Origin of the sequence: Haloprofundus marisrubri, assembly GCF_001469955.1 — an archaeon.
GTDB classification, from domain to species: Archaea; Halobacteriota; Halobacteria; order Halobacteriales; family Haloferacaceae; genus Haloprofundus; species Haloprofundus marisrubri.
Genome location: NZ_LOPU01000030.1, coordinates 83,226 through 96,843 on the forward strand (window position 1 = coordinate 83,226; position 13,618 = coordinate 96,843).

The 13,618-nt window shown below is 63.9% G+C and carries 17 protein-coding genes; 13 read left to right on the plus strand and 4 right to left on the minus strand.

What is annotated here, in order from left to right:
* Positions 1-77: 77 nt before the first annotated feature.
* A complete protein-coding gene (locus AUR64_RS15200) occupies positions 78-1,031 on the plus strand; it encodes a D-2-hydroxyacid dehydrogenase (RefSeq protein WP_058582819.1) in 954 nt (317 codons plus the stop codon).
* A 54-nt stretch (positions 1,032-1,085) separates the two neighbouring features.
* On the opposite strand, the gene AUR64_RS15205 is transcribed toward AUR64_RS15200, so the two are convergent.
* The 3 genes from AUR64_RS15205 to asd all read right to left on the minus strand — a co-directional run bounded on the left by AUR64_RS15205 (position 1,086) and on the right by asd (position 4,159).
* Entirely contained in the window at positions 1,086-1,796 is a 711-nt protein-coding gene (locus AUR64_RS15205; RefSeq protein WP_058582820.1) for a fumarylacetoacetate hydrolase family protein, read from the minus strand.
* Positions 1,797-2,030: 234 nt separating this feature from the next.
* On the minus strand, positions 2,031-2,765 hold the full coding sequence (locus AUR64_RS15210) for a DUF4386 family protein (protein WP_058582821.1): 735 nt from the start codon (positions 2,763-2,765) through the stop codon (positions 2,031-2,033).
* 359 nt (positions 2,766-3,124) lie between these two features.
* A complete protein-coding gene (asd, locus tag AUR64_RS15215) occupies positions 3,125-4,159 on the minus strand; it encodes an aspartate-semialdehyde dehydrogenase (protein ID WP_058582822.1) in 1,035 nt (344 codons plus the stop codon).
* Between the two features lie 683 nt (positions 4,160-4,842).
* On the opposite strand from asd, the gene AUR64_RS15220 reads away from it, so the two are divergent.
* On the plus strand, positions 4,843-5,037 hold the full coding sequence (locus AUR64_RS15220) for a cold-shock protein (protein ID WP_058582823.1): 195 nt from the start codon (positions 4,843-4,845) through the stop codon (positions 5,035-5,037).
* A gap of 149 nt (positions 5,038-5,186) precedes the next feature.
* On the opposite strand, the gene AUR64_RS15225 is transcribed toward AUR64_RS15220, so the two are convergent.
* Positions 5,187-5,762 (minus strand): Rieske (2Fe-2S) protein, encoded by a 576-nt coding sequence (locus tag AUR64_RS15225; protein WP_058582824.1) that lies wholly within the window; start codon positions 5,760-5,762, stop codon positions 5,187-5,189.
* Between the two features lie 131 nt (positions 5,763-5,893).
* On the opposite strand from AUR64_RS15225, the gene AUR64_RS15230 reads away from it, so the two are divergent.
* The 11 genes from AUR64_RS15230 (at position 5,894) to AUR64_RS15280 (ending at position 13,618) form a co-directional block, all read left to right on the plus strand.
* Positions 5,894-6,886, plus strand: a complete 993-nt coding sequence (locus tag AUR64_RS15230; protein ID WP_058583001.1) for a Gfo/Idh/MocA family protein — start codon at positions 5,894-5,896, stop codon at positions 6,884-6,886.
* A gap of 107 nt (positions 6,887-6,993) precedes the next feature.
* Positions 6,994-7,206: a hypothetical protein gene (locus tag AUR64_RS15235; protein ID WP_058582825.1), complete on the plus strand. Its 213-nt coding sequence runs from the start codon at positions 6,994-6,996 to the stop codon at positions 7,204-7,206.
* Positions 7,207-7,409: 203 nt separating this feature from the next.
* Positions 7,410-8,693 carry a histidinol dehydrogenase gene (gene hisD / locus AUR64_RS15240; RefSeq protein ID WP_058582826.1) on the plus strand — a complete coding sequence of 428 codons (1,284 nt, stop codon included), beginning with the start codon at positions 7,410-7,412 and terminating at the stop codon, positions 8,691-8,693.
* 283 nt (positions 8,694-8,976) lie between these two features.
* Positions 8,977-9,486 carry a cupin domain-containing protein gene (locus tag AUR64_RS15245; protein WP_058582827.1) on the plus strand — a complete coding sequence of 170 codons (510 nt, stop codon included), beginning with the start codon at positions 8,977-8,979 and terminating at the stop codon, positions 9,484-9,486.
* Positions 9,487-9,542: 56 nt separating this feature from the next.
* Positions 9,543-9,908: a HesB/IscA family protein gene (locus AUR64_RS15250; RefSeq protein ID WP_058582828.1), complete on the plus strand. Its 366-nt coding sequence runs from the start codon at positions 9,543-9,545 to the stop codon at positions 9,906-9,908.
* Between the two features lie 43 nt (positions 9,909-9,951).
* The gene (locus tag AUR64_RS15255; RefSeq protein ID WP_058582829.1) at positions 9,952-10,197 is read left to right on the plus strand and encodes a DUF5816 domain-containing protein; all 246 of its coding nucleotides are present in this window, start codon (positions 9,952-9,954) and stop codon (positions 10,195-10,197) included.
* A 113-nt stretch (positions 10,198-10,310) separates the two neighbouring features.
* Positions 10,311-10,658 carry a DUF7116 family protein gene (locus tag AUR64_RS15260; protein ID WP_058582830.1) on the plus strand — a complete coding sequence of 116 codons (348 nt, stop codon included), beginning with the start codon at positions 10,311-10,313 and terminating at the stop codon, positions 10,656-10,658.
* Positions 10,659-10,970: 312 nt separating this feature from the next.
* The gene (locus AUR64_RS15265) at positions 10,971-11,921 is read left to right on the plus strand and encodes a metal-dependent hydrolase (protein ID WP_058582831.1); all 951 of its coding nucleotides are present in this window, start codon (positions 10,971-10,973) and stop codon (positions 11,919-11,921) included.
* Between the two features lie 94 nt (positions 11,922-12,015).
* On the plus strand, positions 12,016-12,660 hold the full coding sequence (locus AUR64_RS15270) for a hypothetical protein (protein ID WP_058582832.1): 645 nt from the start codon (positions 12,016-12,018) through the stop codon (positions 12,658-12,660).
* Entirely contained in the window at positions 12,657-13,325 is a 669-nt protein-coding gene (locus AUR64_RS15275) for a hypothetical protein (protein ID WP_058582833.1), read from the plus strand. The genes AUR64_RS15270 and AUR64_RS15275 overlap by 4 nt, the downstream gene beginning before the upstream one ends.
* A 98-nt stretch (positions 13,326-13,423) precedes the next feature.
* The gene (locus AUR64_RS15280) at positions 13,424-13,618 is read left to right on the plus strand and encodes a dodecin (RefSeq protein ID WP_058582834.1); all 195 of its coding nucleotides are present in this window, start codon (positions 13,424-13,426) and stop codon (positions 13,616-13,618) included.

Here is a 13,618-nt window from a genome sequence, read left to right on the forward strand (position 1 = left end):
CCGTCGTTGTCGCACCCGAAGGAGGCCGTACCTGCCGATGGAGGTGTACTCATGGCGCTCCTCGGTAATCGGTAGCTATGACCGACCCGGACATCGTCGTGTTGCGACAGAAGATTCACGGCCTCTCTGCGGAAGCGTACGCCGAGACGCTCCGAGAGCACCTCCCCGAGTACGAGGTCGCACTGGCGAAAACGCCCGCCGAGGAACGAGAGTACCTCCGAACCGCGCGCGTCGCCACCGGCTTTTCGCTCAGTCCCGACGAACTGGACGCCGCGCCGAATCTCGAACTGTTCGCCTGCGTCTACGCCGGGACCGGGCATTTGGACCTCGACGCCTTCGAAGAACACGGCGTCGCCGTGACGAACGCGTCGGGAGTTCACGGTCCGAACATCGCCGAGTACACCCTCGGTGCGATTCTCTCGTTCGCCCGCGGGTTCGACACCGCGTGGCGACGCAAGGAGCGCACCGAATGGCGCTCGTACCAAGCCACCGAACTGCAGGGAAGCACGGTGACAGTCGTCGGCCTCGGAGCCATCGGCGAGGCCGTCGTCGACCGTTTGGAGCCGTTCGGCGTCGAGACGGCAGGAGTACGCTACTCGCCGGAGAAAGGCGGTCCGACCGACGAGGTGTACGGCTTCGACGAGATTCACGAGGCGCTCGCCGACAGCGACTACGTCGTCGTCGCCGCGCCGCTGACTGACACCACGGAGAAACTCGTCGACGCCGAGGCGTTCCGGACGCTGCCGCCGCACGCCGTACTCGTCAACGTCGGCCGCGGACCCATCGTCGACACCGACGCCCTCGTCTCGACGCTCCAGACGAACGGGCTTCGCGGGGCGGCACTGGACGTGACCGACCCCGAACCGCTCCCGCAGGAGCATCCGCTCTGGTCGTTCGACAACGTGCTCATCACGCCGCACAACGCGGGCCACACGCCGAAGTACTGGGAACGCCGTGCGGACATCGTGGCGCGAAACCTCGAACGCGCCGAGGAGACCGGCGAGTTCGAGAATCTGGAGAACCAAGCCTAGCGGATTCGACCGGCCGCCTGCGACCCAAAACAGAAACAGAAACCGTGCCGCCTGCTATTCGACTGCGTTCCGCAGCGTCCCGATACCCTCGTAGGTGATTTCGACCACGTCGCCCGGTTCGATGGTTCCGGGGTTCGCGGGACTGCCGAACGCGATGGCGTCGCCCGGTTGGAAGGTGAATCGCTTCGAGAGGTAGGAGACGATTTCGTAGGGGCCGAACAGCATCAGTTCGGTGTTCGCCTCTTGTCGTCTTTCGCCGCTCACGTCGGTGTGCATATCGAGGTTCCGCGGGTCCAACTCCGTCTCTATCCACGGGCCGAGCGGCCCGGAGCCGTCGAACGCCTTTCTCGCGGTTCGACCCTGCTGGTCGAGGGCGTCCACGTCGTTCATGATGGTGTAGCCGCGGACGTACTCGGGGACTTCCTCGGGCGAGATGTCGTGGCACTCCTCGTCGACGACGGCGACGAGTTCGCCCGCGTACGTGAGTTCCTCGGTGAACTCGGGGTACGGAATCGGTTGCTCGTGTGCGATTACGGAGGTCGACGGTTTGATGAAGAAGTCCGGTTCCTCGGGTCGCTCGTACTCCATCTGGTCGAGCGTCGCGGCGTAGTTTCGGCCGACGCAGTACAGCGCCGAGGGTTCGCACGGCGCGAGCAATGGGCCGTCTTCGCTGACGACGTACTCGCCGTCGTCAGTTAGGACAGTTCCGTCTCGGTACTCGCCCTCGCGCGGGCCGTCCGGGGTCTGGATGCGGGCGATTCGCATGGTTGTTCGTCTGGTTACGTCTCGAAAGGCGTACCGGAAACGGCGGAGACTGCGTTTCGGGGTGTTGCAGACGCGTCCGTATCGTCCGGTGGGTCCTGCAATCTCCGACTCTGGTCCACCCAACAACGTGTGGTGTCTGTTGGTATCCTTAGATTGCGACAGGAGTTGTGTGTTGCACACAGAGAACGGACTCAGCAAATCGTCCGTGTTCGTCTCACATCGCCGTTGGTGGGGTCACTCGTCACGAAGGTGTGTGGACGCCTCACGGTGACCTGCCCGTAACAGGAGGACGCCGAGAGCGACGAACCAGACGATCTGAGTGAGGCCGAAGATGCCACCGCCGATCTCACCGAGCGCGGGGATAGCCGACAGGATGCCTGCGGTCCCGACTAGGAGACCGAAGTAGTTCACCAGTCGGTGGAGTGCTCGCGTTCGTAACGCGGCGACGCTCACGAGCAACGTCCAGAGACCGCCGACGATTTCGTTACCGCCGCCCAGTCCGTCGATGACCGGGCTGACTGCCAGCCAGACTGTGGTCGCCTGCGCCGGGTCGGTACTGTAGAGGTCAACGACGACGCCCGTCGCGAGGTTGGCAATCATCCCGCTGGCGATGACAAGACCGGCCCAGATGAGCCCGAATGCGGTCGTCGCGCGCATCAGCATCGGTGCGTCGGTCTTGAGACGCTCATGGAGCGCCAACACGAGCGCCACCAAGACGGCACCGAAGACCACGTAGATGAGCAGATACATCGCGTACAGGCTGGTCTCGTTCGCGACGAACAGTTCGATCTGTTGGAGCGGTCCGGTGACGCTCGCGAAATCGAGAATCACGAGGAAGTACGCGATACCGGCCATGTAGATGGCCGCCTCGGTCAGTGCGGCGATGCCGCCGATCCGCAGATAGTTCCATCGCCCCGCCGTGGGCGACCGTTCGATACCCTCCACTGGTTGGCCCGTCGTTGCTGCCATATTCCTCGCCACAGTGACATTATCGGCAGAGAAGATAGCTGTGTCGAGTACGCCCCTCTCCACCGGTCAGACTGCCGACGCTCCGGAGGCGAATCAGATGCAACTGTCACCATACTTGACACACAGCGAGAGAACGCGTCAGCATCGAGAAGGCGCGACTGTGAAGCCGGCTACTTGACCGGATTGCGCCCGAGCAGCGTCGCAATCTTTGCGAGTACACTCAGGAGAGGTCGCTGAAGCCACCATGGGACTCCTGCGAAACGGACGTCCGCTCGGTAGTGAGAGAGGAGTGCTTTTGGTCGAGTTTTTACCGAGCGAGGGCGGCGTAGCCGCCCGAGCGCAGCGTAAAAGGTCGTGGTTTAGACCCAGCCTTCCTCGACCAACAACTCGCCGTTGAGTACGCTCGCGCCCGCCGCGCCGCGAATCGTGTTGTGTGCGAGGCAGTTGTATTTGATACCCGTGCTCGTCTCCTGAATGCCGCCGGCGGAGATAGCCATCCCATCGCCGTGCATCCGGTCGAGACGCGGTTGCGGCCGCGTCGGTTCCTCGAAGACGTGGATGAGCGGGTCCGGGGCGCTCGGGAGGTCGATACCGGGGAACTCGCGCATCGCGTCCGCGACGTCGTCGACGGAAGGGTCCTCCGCTAACTCTGCGAAGACGTTTTCGAGGTGGCCGTCGAGCGTCGGAATACGGTTACACGAGGCCGAAACGTCGGCGTCGTGCAGCGAGAGCTCCGCACCGTCGAACGAGCCGAGCAGTTTGCGGGACTCGCTCTCCATCTTCTCCTCTTCGCCGCCGATGTGCGGGATGGCGTTGTCGATAATCTCCATCGAGGTGACGCCGGAGTAGCCCGCGCCAGAAACGGCCTGTAGAGTAGAGACGTGGACGCGTTCGAGGCCGAACGCGTCGAGAGCGGCGAGCGTCGGCGTCATGGTGATAGTCGAGCAGTTGGGGTTCTTGATGAGCGCGCCGTCCCAGCCGCGTTCGTCGCGTTGAACCTCGATGAGGCCGAGGTGGTCGGCGTTGACCTCCGGGATGGTGAGCGGTACGTCGGGAGCCATTCGGTCGTTCGAGGAGTTAGAGGAGACGACGAAGCCGGCTTCGGCGAACGCCGGTTCGACGTCGGCGGCCGCAGAGGAGGGAAGCGAGGAGAAGACGAGGTCCAAGTCCTCGGGCACGTCGTCGACGGCGGTTCGTCGGACTTCCATTTCGGCGACATCGTCCGGGATGGGCGTGTCGACGCGCCATTTCGCGGCCTCTCGGTAGCTCTTGCCTGCGCTCTCGTCGCTCGCGGTGACCGCCGCGAGTTCGAACGTCGGGTGGTCGTCGAGAAGTTGGATGAATCGCTGTCCGACTGCGCCGGTGGCGCCGAGAATGCCAACGCGTACTGTCATTAGCGTGTGGGTGGGTGACACTCCCATAAGTGGGTTCGGATTCGGGCGCAATCTTGCGGAAATTCGTGAACATTGAGCGGTTTGACGGCTGTTTTGGCCGTTTGCCCACAAACCGTCGGCAGTGGCCCGCGTCGGCCGTGGGTCTCTCGCCGAAGCGGGTCGAAACCGGTATGAGGCCGGGTCGGGTAGTTCGACTGCGTGCCTTTAGTCCCCGCCCGAGTGTTCCCACTTCGGGAGCGATGACCGCGCGGCGAACCCGGGCACGTGACATCAGTGCAACCGTCGTCCGGCCCAAAGAGACGACTGCCTGGCACGAGGGTTTCCCGGCCGACGCGGCATGCCGCCACGGGATGAGGCCGGCCGTTAGTGTCCCGGGCAACATTCTACATTCACGAGAGACAACTCTGCGAGAGAGATACGGCCCGGAGCGTCAGTGTGAGGGACCACTCCGTCGAAATCCGCATCCGGCGGACAGCGTCACTACGCTTCAGTTAGGAACCGACGATACTACAGAAGCTCGTCTAATACACACCGAACCGGTCGGTCACAGCGTACAAACGCGGCGGAGACGAAACGTTTGTCCACAGTTTTCCCAATGGATTCACTGATGGTCAATTTATCCCGCCGCCCGTCGCTACAAATTCGCAAGCCTTATTCGTGGACGGCGATTGGGTTCAGAAGCAATGGCGAAAGGCGAAGTTGATTTCTTCAACGACACTGGCGGCTACGGTTTCATCTCGACTGACGACGCGGACGACGACGTGTTCTTCCACATGGAAGACGTTGGCGGCCCGGACCTCGAAGAGGGTCAGGAAGTCGAATTCGACATCGAGCAGGCCCCGAAAGGCCCGCGCGCGACGAACCTCACCCGTCTGTAAAACTGTTTAGTACGCCGCTTCTCGCGGCAAAACGACCCCACATTCTGTTATTTTTAATCCGTCAGTAGCGACGCGGCATCGCGTAGCAACACGACAGCAACCACCAAACGACGAGCGGTCGCTGCGTTCCGGACCAACGCCCTCCTACCTCACAGCCGACGGCCCGACTCGAATCGCTCGTCGACGAGATACACGTCGCCGTCTCGGCATTCGACTTCGATGGGGTCGAGCGACTGGCCGCGGCATGGCCCGCGCGTACAGAACCCGTCACCGCGGACGAACCGCGCGCCGTGTTCGTGACAGACGATGTGGTCGTCGGTTGTTCGCGCGCCGAACCCGGGGTCGAGGCGGACGTGTGGTTTGTGCGGACAGGAGTTCCGCCACGCGTACACGTCGTCGCCGCTGCGTTCGAGTATCCCCTCGGCGCCACGCTGGCCGTGTATCGCCTCGAATCGAAGCGTCCCTCGCTCGGGAACGTCGTCGACGGCGGCCAACAGGCGCGCGTCGTCGGTGTCGGGTTCGTCGTCCGGGTCATCTGTAGCAGTCGAGTTGTCGCTCTCGGGAGTGCTGGTGGCGTCGTCGGCGTCGCTCGCCAACCGGTCGTCGTCGACGCTGAATCTGAACGTCGCGTCGTCGACTTCGACTGACCCTTCGGTGTCGTAGATTCGAACCGTCTCCTCTCCGTCGTCCGTCTCGACTGTGACTCGGATAGCGTCGTCGTCCATCTATCGGTGCCCACGGGCGCGAGCAACGATAGCTTGTCGGCGGCACACCTCGGCGTCACCCTCGGCGCCGCGTCGTGACGAAACGTTCCGGCATGACCAGAGTCATTGCCGCACCGATTCTCTTCGACGGTATGTCAGCGGAACCCGTCTACGAGGTAGGAATCGTCGGCTGTGGGGTCATCGGCACCCGCCTCGCCGAGTCGTTTGCCGCCCACGAGCGGACGAACGTCTGGGGCGCGTGTGACCTCGTCGAGTCGAAAGTCGAGACGTTCGCAGACGAGTACGACTGCGCGTCGTTCACCGACCATCGAGCACTGGTCGAGAGCGACGCCGTCGACGTCGTCTACGTCGGCGTGCCGCCCGTGAACCACCTCGAAATCACGCGGTCGGCACTCGAAGCCGACACTCACGTCGTCTGTGAGAAACCCATCGCCGAAAACGCCGCCGAAGGCGAAAAGATGGTCGAACTCGCCACGTCGACGAATCGAACCACAGCTATCAACCTCCCGTTCCGCTACACACCGGGATTCGTCGAGATGCGAGAACGCGTCCAGAACGGCGATATCGGGACACCGAAGCGCATCTCACTCGACTTCAGGTTCCCGCAGTGGCCCCGCGAGTGGCAGGACGTTTCGTGGCTCGAAAGCAGAGAACAGGGCGGCCCACTCCGCGAAGTCGGGACCCACTTCCTGTTCGGCGTGCAGGAAATATTCGGCTCCATCGACCGACTCAGCGCCGACGTGACGTACACCGGCCCCGAAACGTACGAGGACTCTATCGTCGGCTACTTCGAGGCCGACGGCGTCCATGGGACGCTCGATTTGCTCTGCAATCACCAGCAGTCTGAGGAGAACTCGATTACGGTCGTCGGCTCAGAGTCGTCGCTCACGCTGACCGAGTGGTACAAACTCGTCGAGAACCGCGGTGAACCCGGCGACGAGGACGGGACGACGCTCAACGAGATGCGCGAACAGACGACGCTGACGCTCGTCGACGAGTTCGTCACCGCGCTCGACGGCGGCGACGGCGACCTTGTCTCGTTCGAGGAGGCCTATCGGGTCCAGCGAGCAGTCGACGCGGTGTTCGCGTCCGAAGGAACGATGCAGGACCTCAGCGCGGAGTAAACAGCCGCTACCGACACTGGAGGACGACGCCGTGACTGTCTGCGACGGTAGCCGCCGACGACGACGATGACGCAACAGCCATATCGACGCCTCACACTCGTGGAGGTGTGAACCGCGAACGCTTCGTCCGACTCTCGCTTCTAGCGTTCGGACTCATCCTCGTCAGCTTTGTCGTGATGGGGACGACCAGAATCTTTCTGCCGTACTCCGTCGCTCGAATGCTCGCAGCCCCCACGTTCTTCACCGCGTTCGCGCTCGTCGTCTACCTGTTCCTCCGAGCGACGCTCTCGTTTTTCGGTGTTGTCCCTATCGAGGAGTAGTGAGTCTCCGAGCGGAAAGCGGAGTTTGGCGTACAGGCGGCGTGGTTCCTCGCACGCGGGGGGTCGCCGCACACCCGCCTCGTTCCCCGCGCGGCAGTCGTCAGTTCACGGGAGAGGCTGGTCGCGTTCTCGCCGATAAACGTTCGTGAGAGGACTACCCTCACTATCGGAACGTCTTTTCCCGCCGCGGTCAAAGCGCGGCCATGGAAGTCAAGCGAATCGCGGACCTCGGCCCCGACGAACGCGACGCGCTGTTCGAGCGTGACGCCGGCGTCGACGCCGTCCGCAGCGACGTCCGTGACATCGTCGCCCGCGTACGCGAGGAAGGCGACGTGGCGCTCCGGGAGTTCTCCCGCGAGTTCGACGGCGTCGAAGTCGGCAACATCGACGTGACGGACCTCGCCGAACGAGCGTACGACGACATCGACGACGAGATGCGCGAGGCCATCGAGACGGCGGCTAAGAACGTCCGCGAGTTCCACGAGCGACAGGTTCCCGAGGACTGGCGCGACGATTTCTCGGGGAGAGAACTCGGCCGCCGGTTCCGCCCGCTCGAACGCGTCGGCGTCTACGTTCCCGGCGGCGCGGCCGCCTACCCGTCGAGCGCGCTGATGGGCATCATCCCGGCGAAAGTCGCGGGCGTCGAACACGTCGCCGTCGCCACGCCCCCGGCCGACGAAATCAACCCGGTGACGCTCGCGGCGATACACGCCGCCGGTGCGGACGTAGTGTACGCCGGCGGCGGCGCGCAAGCGATTTCGGCGCTCGCCTACGGTACCGAGACGGTCAACTCGGTTCAGAAAGTCGTCGGCCCCGGTAACAAGTGGGTGACTGCCGCGAAAGCCGAAGTCCGCGGCGACGTCGAAATCGACTTTCTCGCCGGCCCCAGCGAGGTGCTCGTCGTCGCCGACGAGACAGCAAGTCCACAATTCGTCGCCGCCGACCTCCTCGCACAGGCCGAACACGACGCGGAAGCGTCCGTCGTCGCCGTCACCGACGACGAAGCGACGGCGGAGGCAATCGTCGACGCGGTCGAATCCGGTATCGACGACCGAGAACGCAGCGACGTGATTCGGGAAGCGCTCGACAACGACGCGAGCGGTGTTCTGCTCGCGCGGTCGATGCCCGAAGCGGTGCTGTTCGCCGAGGAGTACGCCGCCGAACACCTCTCGATTCAGGCGCGCGACGACGAGGAACTCCTTGACCGCATCAGCAACGCCGGAAGCGTCTTCCTCGGGCCGTACACGCCCGTCGCCGCCGGTGACTACGCCTCGGGGACGAATCACGTGCTGCCGACGAACGGCGGTGCGAAACTCTATGGTGGCCTCTCGGTCGACACGTTCCTCCGGTCGACGACCGTCCAGCGACTCGACAGAGAGGGACTGGACGGCCTCTCGGAGACGATTACGACGCTCGCGGAAGCCGAGGGGTTGGAGGCGCACGCCGAGAGCGTCTGCGCCCGACTCGCTGACGAAAACGACGAGTGAAGCGACACACTCCCCGCAGCGCGAGAATTGTAAGGTTTGTAGAAATTGTAGAAATTGTAGAACGCGTGAAAACTATGGACAGTCGGCGAGTTCCAGATGCTCCGGGCGGTTTGGTCATCGGCCCCATCGTCTGATAGCCACCGAGACGACGACACGGAGCAGTTTTCGGTACGTGACAGGGTCGGATTTTGCGACAGTACGTTGCGCCTGTGCTACTTCGAGGTCGGAACTACACGGTTCTCTCCGATAGGCGATTATCTCCTCAGAACGCCTACAGGAGAACATGGACACGAAAGCGTCTCACCCCCAACCGTGGATGAAAGGTCCGCGTGACGGCGAACCGTACTGGTCGCTCGGAGGGCTCACGGTCCTCAGAGCGACCGACGAGAACACCGGCGGGTCCTTTTCGATGATAGAGGAGTGGATTCCCGCAGGGTCGTCGCCGCCGCGACATCTCCACCGCCACGACGACGAGATGTTTCACGTTCTCGACGGTGCCGTCACCTTCGAGGTCGGAGACGAGCAGTTCACCGCGACCGCCGGGTCGACGGTGTACGCTCCGCACGGGGTGGCACACACCTACTTCACCCACGAGGAGATTCACTGGCTGATGTTCGTCCACGAACCCGGTCTCGAACGACTGTGGGCCTCGGTCGGTCGTCCGGCGGAGTCGTGGGAGATTTCGGACGACTCCGAGGTGGACGAACAGATGGAACGCGTGTTCGAGCAACTCGACCGCTACGAAATCGAACTCGTCGGCGACCCGCTGACGCCGGAGGAGATTCGAACGTAGAATCGCCCCTGTGAAGCAGCGTCACAGTTAACACCCTCGGGACGATACGCTCAGCCATGAGTACCGAATCCGTCGACGGCGACGCAGAGACACCGGTGACGGTGACCGAGAGCGCGGCGTCGGAGGCGCTGTCGCTCCTCGAAGGAGAGGGTCTGGACACCGACGTGGCGGGCCTGCGACTGTTCGTCCAGCAAGGCGGCTGTGCGGGCCTGTCGTACGGAATGCGATTCGACGACGAACCCGAGTCCGACGACGCGGTGACCGAACACCACGGCCTGCGTATCTTCGTCGACCCGGCGAGTCGTCGCTACATCGGCGGCAGCGTCCTCGACTACGAGAGCGGTCTGCAGGCGGCCGGGTTCCACGTCGAGAACCCCAACGTCGTCTCCGAGTGCGGGTGTGGCGAAAGCTTCCGGACGTAACGCGGAGCAACGTAGTTAACTCCCGTCGCCTGTAGTCGAACGCATGGAACTCGAAGTCGCTACCACGCCCACGGACGACACCGTCTACGTCGACCGCAGCGAGGGCGCTCGCGGGTCGAAAGCGCCGTTTTTCACCACCTACGTCTCCGAGTCTCGCGACGTTCGTTGGGGCTATCTCTGTGGCAACTGCGAGACGTTCGACAACGCGATGGATACGATGGGTCGCATCGAGTGCAACGCCTGCGGCAACATCAAGAAACCCGACGAGTGGGACGCCGCCCACGAGTGAAGTCGCCGAACCGACAATGCGAGTCGTCACCGTAGACCGTTCTGTCAGTAATCAAGATTGTTTTCACTGACTGTGACAAGGTTTATCAAACAAGGGAGAGTAGCTTCGCTTACATGGCCCCTGTTACCATGCCACCAGTCGAGGCAGCCAAACGGATTTTCACCCGCCTCGGCTACACCGTATCCGGAGAGGGGACGGAGCTACGGGCCGAACATAAGTGGCGTACTGTGCACGTGACAGCCGTCGCGGACGACGACACGATGCGTCGTGTACTCGCCGACGGTGGACGCGACAACGGCACGCCGCTTCGTTGTTTCGTAACCTGGGACGAACACGCCGACTCGCTCTGCCAGCGACTCGAACGTACCGCCCGAACCTACGAGTGGGCGATTATCAGCGTCGCAGATGGCGAGACGAACGACTATCGCGTGATTCGAGAAGACGCTCAGGCCGTCGCCTGACGGGCGTCGGACCGTCGGGACGCACGGACTTTTTCCAGTTTCGCAGTTACTTTCGGGTTACTCAGCGACTCGTCTCACAGACGGATGATTGCGGACGGAGTCGTCGGTGTCTCCTGCTACGCGACTCCGAGTTCAGTCTCGGCGACCGGTTCGCCGTCGACTTCAGCGGCGAGATGAAGAAACTGTAGACGAGAGTCGGCGACGACGCCTGCAACGTGGAGTCTCTCGTCGGTTCTCGAACTCGGCTGCGATGGGCGCGTTAGCGACTCTCACGCCCGCACAGCTTATTTGTCCCGACGCGCAACCACCGGTATGTTCGTCGGGCACGCCCTCTTGGCGTTCGCTCTCGTCGCCGGAGCGGCCGCCGCCCGCGGCACCGACTCGACGCGCGCGTTCGCGCTGGGAGCGGTCGCCGCGGCGTTCGCCGCCGCCCCCGACGTCGACATGGCGTACGCGCTCGTCGGCGTCGTCGGTGCGCAGACCACCGACGCGCTGGCCGTCGCCTCGCAGTTCTGGCAGACCGGCAACCTCGTCCACCGAGCGATGACGCACTCGGTGGTCGTCGCGCCTGTCGTCGCCGTCGCGGCAGGACTGTGGGTTCGTGGCCGTCGCCTCGGCCGATGGCGAGAAATGGTCGCGGCGGCCGGACTGCTCGCGAGCGTCGTCGCCGTCTCCGGTGTCGTCTCCAGCGGTCTCGGAGCGACTATCATGCTCCTCTTTGCAATCGTGGTCGTCGCCGTCGCGGAGGCCACCGAGCGGTGGACCGACCTCGGTCCCACGGCCACGTTCTCGACGGCGCTCGTCGGCCTCGTCTCGCACCCCTTTGGCGACCTGTTTACGGGGTCGCCGCCGGTGATGTTCTACCCGTTCGAGTTCACAGTGTTTCCCGACCGCCTCGCGCTCAGCGGCGAATCGACGCTGAACCTGCTCGGCGCGTTCGGCCTCGAACTACTCACCATCTGGGTGGGCCTGCTCGTCGCGCTGTACCTCTCGGGGTACTCATTCCGTGACGCTATCGACGGCCGGGCGGCGCTCGGAGCGGCGTACGCGGTGAGCGTGCTTCTCATCCCCGCACCAACGCTCGAACTGTCGTACCCGTTCGTGTTCAGCATTCTCGCTGTCGGGATGGTCGGGGTGGCCCCTCGTGTCGAAATTCGCCGCCGCCGCGTCGAGTTGCCCGATAGAGTTGCTGCGCTCTGTACCGGTCTCGCCGCCGTCAGCGTCGCCGGGTTCGCGTACACGGTAGCGTATCTGGTCGCGTGAGCGCTCGCTTTCGGCCAGTCAGCGACGCTCGCTCGTAACCCGCCGACGTTCACAGTGGGAAACCTTTTGCTCGGAACAGAACGATAGGGAGGGTATGGACCGGTCGGGACTGAGCGATGTCGTCGAAAACGAGCGGACGAACGCCGCCATCGGGTGGTTCTTCGTCGCCGTCTTCGTCGCCGCCGGCGTCGGCGAATTGCTGACAGGCGAACTCGTGCAAGCGGGGTTCGTCCTCGCTACCGCCGGGTTGGCCGTCGTTCCGGCCGTCGCGTATCGAAACCCGCGTGCGATGCTTCCGTGGGAGGTGCTCGCGCTGGCGGTGCTTCCGGTGCTCGGCCAAGCGTTCGTCGGCGGACAGACTATCGACGGTGTGACGCTCAGCGGGCGCGTCGTCCGCTACTTCGCCGTCGCCGCCGTGGCACTCGTCGTCGCTGTCGAACTCGACGTGTTCACACCCGTCCGGATGAACTACTCCTTCGCCGTGTTGTTCGTCGCCGTCACGACGATGGCCGCCGCCGGCGTCTGGGCCGTCGTCCAGTGGCTCTCGGACCTCTATCTCGGCACCGAGTTCCTCCTCGGTCGGCCGGACGAAATCGCCCACACGGCGTTGATGTGGGACTTCGTCGCGGCGACGCTCGCGGGCGTCGGGGCCGGACTGCTGTTCGAGTTCTACTTCCGCCGGCGCGCACACGCCCGCGAACGACTCCCGGCGGCCGTCAGCGGCGGTGAGAGCCGATGAGAGTCCGCGAACAACTCGGTATCGGAGAACGCCGGCAGGCGCAAATCGCCCGCGCGATGCAGGTGTTTCTCATCGGGATGGTCGCCATCGGCGTCGAACGCGGCGACTGGGGCGTGGTCGTCAACGCCGGCGTCGCGCTCGGCGTGACGTATCTGCCGGCGCTTCTGGAGCGGGACTACCACATTCCGATGGACGCGGGGCTGACGCTGTGGGTGACGACGGCGGTCTTTCTCCACGCCATCGGCAGCGGCGGGCTTCCGGGCGTTGAGACCGGTCTCTACCGGCAGTTCTGGTGGTGGGACCACATGACGCACACGCTGTCGGCGTCCATCGTCGCGGCCGTCGGCTACACGGCCGCCCGCGCGTTCGACGTACACACCGACGCAGTCCAACTCCCGCCGCGATTCATGTTCGTGTTCATCCTCATGTTCACCGTCGCCTTCGGCGTCTTCTGGGAGGTACTGGAGTTCGCCATCGGCGAAGTCGCGGCGATGAGCGGCGGCGAACCGGTGCTGACCCAGTTCGGTCTCAGCGACACGCTCGTCGATATCATGTTCAACACGCTCGGCGGCGTCGTCGTCGCCGTCTGGGGGACCGCCCATCTCTCGGACGTCGTCGGCGCGGTTGCAGAACGGTTCGGGCGGGGACAGGTGGAGTCCGACTGAGCGGTCCACGCGGACGAAGCGAGGATTTGGCCGTCGATTCTCGTAACGTGTGACCGCCGTGTGCATTTTTACTGCCACGAACCGTACCCCTTCCTGCGATGGTATTCAAAAAAATCACGCTCATCGGACAGAGTGACGAGGGATTCGAGGCGGCCGTCGACGATGCCGTCGACCGCGCAGAGGAGACGCTGGAGAACGTCTACTGGGTCGAAGTCGACGAACTGATGGTCGAACTCGGCGAGGACGGCCGAACGTACCAGGCGGAGGCGACCGTCGCGTTCAAACTCGAATAG

Coding starts and splice junctions, on each gene's coding strand:
- AUR64_RS15200 (WP_058582819.1), top strand. CDS start 78: ATGACCGACCCGGACATCGTCGTGTTGCGACAGAAGATTCACGGCCTC.
- AUR64_RS15205 (WP_058582820.1), bottom strand. CDS start 1,796: ATGCGAATCGCCCGCATCCAGACCCCGGACGGCCCGCGCGAGGGCGAG.
- AUR64_RS15210 (WP_058582821.1), bottom strand. CDS start 2,765: ATGGCAGCAACGACGGGCCAACCAGTGGAGGGTATCGAACGGTCGCCC.
- asd (WP_058582822.1), bottom strand. CDS start 4,159: ATGACAGTACGCGTTGGCATTCTCGGCGCCACCGGCGCAGTCGGACAG.
- AUR64_RS15220 (WP_058582823.1), top strand. CDS start 4,843: ATGGCGAAAGGCGAAGTTGATTTCTTCAACGACACTGGCGGCTACGGT.
- AUR64_RS15225 (WP_058582824.1), bottom strand. CDS start 5,762: ATGGACGACGACGCTATCCGAGTCACAGTCGAGACGGACGACGGAGAG.
- AUR64_RS15230 (WP_058583001.1), top strand. CDS start 5,894: ATGTCAGCGGAACCCGTCTACGAGGTAGGAATCGTCGGCTGTGGGGTC.
- hisD (WP_058582826.1), top strand. CDS start 7,410: ATGGAAGTCAAGCGAATCGCGGACCTCGGCCCCGACGAACGCGACGCG.
- AUR64_RS15245 (WP_058582827.1), top strand. CDS start 8,977: ATGGACACGAAAGCGTCTCACCCCCAACCGTGGATGAAAGGTCCGCGT.
- AUR64_RS15250 (WP_058582828.1), top strand. CDS start 9,543: ATGAGTACCGAATCCGTCGACGGCGACGCAGAGACACCGGTGACGGTG.
- AUR64_RS15255 (WP_058582829.1), top strand. CDS start 9,952: ATGGAACTCGAAGTCGCTACCACGCCCACGGACGACACCGTCTACGTC.
- AUR64_RS15260 (WP_058582830.1), top strand. CDS start 10,311: ATGGCCCCTGTTACCATGCCACCAGTCGAGGCAGCCAAACGGATTTTC.
- AUR64_RS15265 (WP_058582831.1), top strand. CDS start 10,971: ATGTTCGTCGGGCACGCCCTCTTGGCGTTCGCTCTCGTCGCCGGAGCG.
- AUR64_RS15270 (WP_058582832.1), top strand. CDS start 12,016: ATGGACCGGTCGGGACTGAGCGATGTCGTCGAAAACGAGCGGACGAAC.
- AUR64_RS15275 (WP_058582833.1), top strand. CDS start 12,657: ATGAGAGTCCGCGAACAACTCGGTATCGGAGAACGCCGGCAGGCGCAA.
- AUR64_RS15280 (WP_058582834.1), top strand. CDS start 13,424: ATGGTATTCAAAAAAATCACGCTCATCGGACAGAGTGACGAGGGATTC.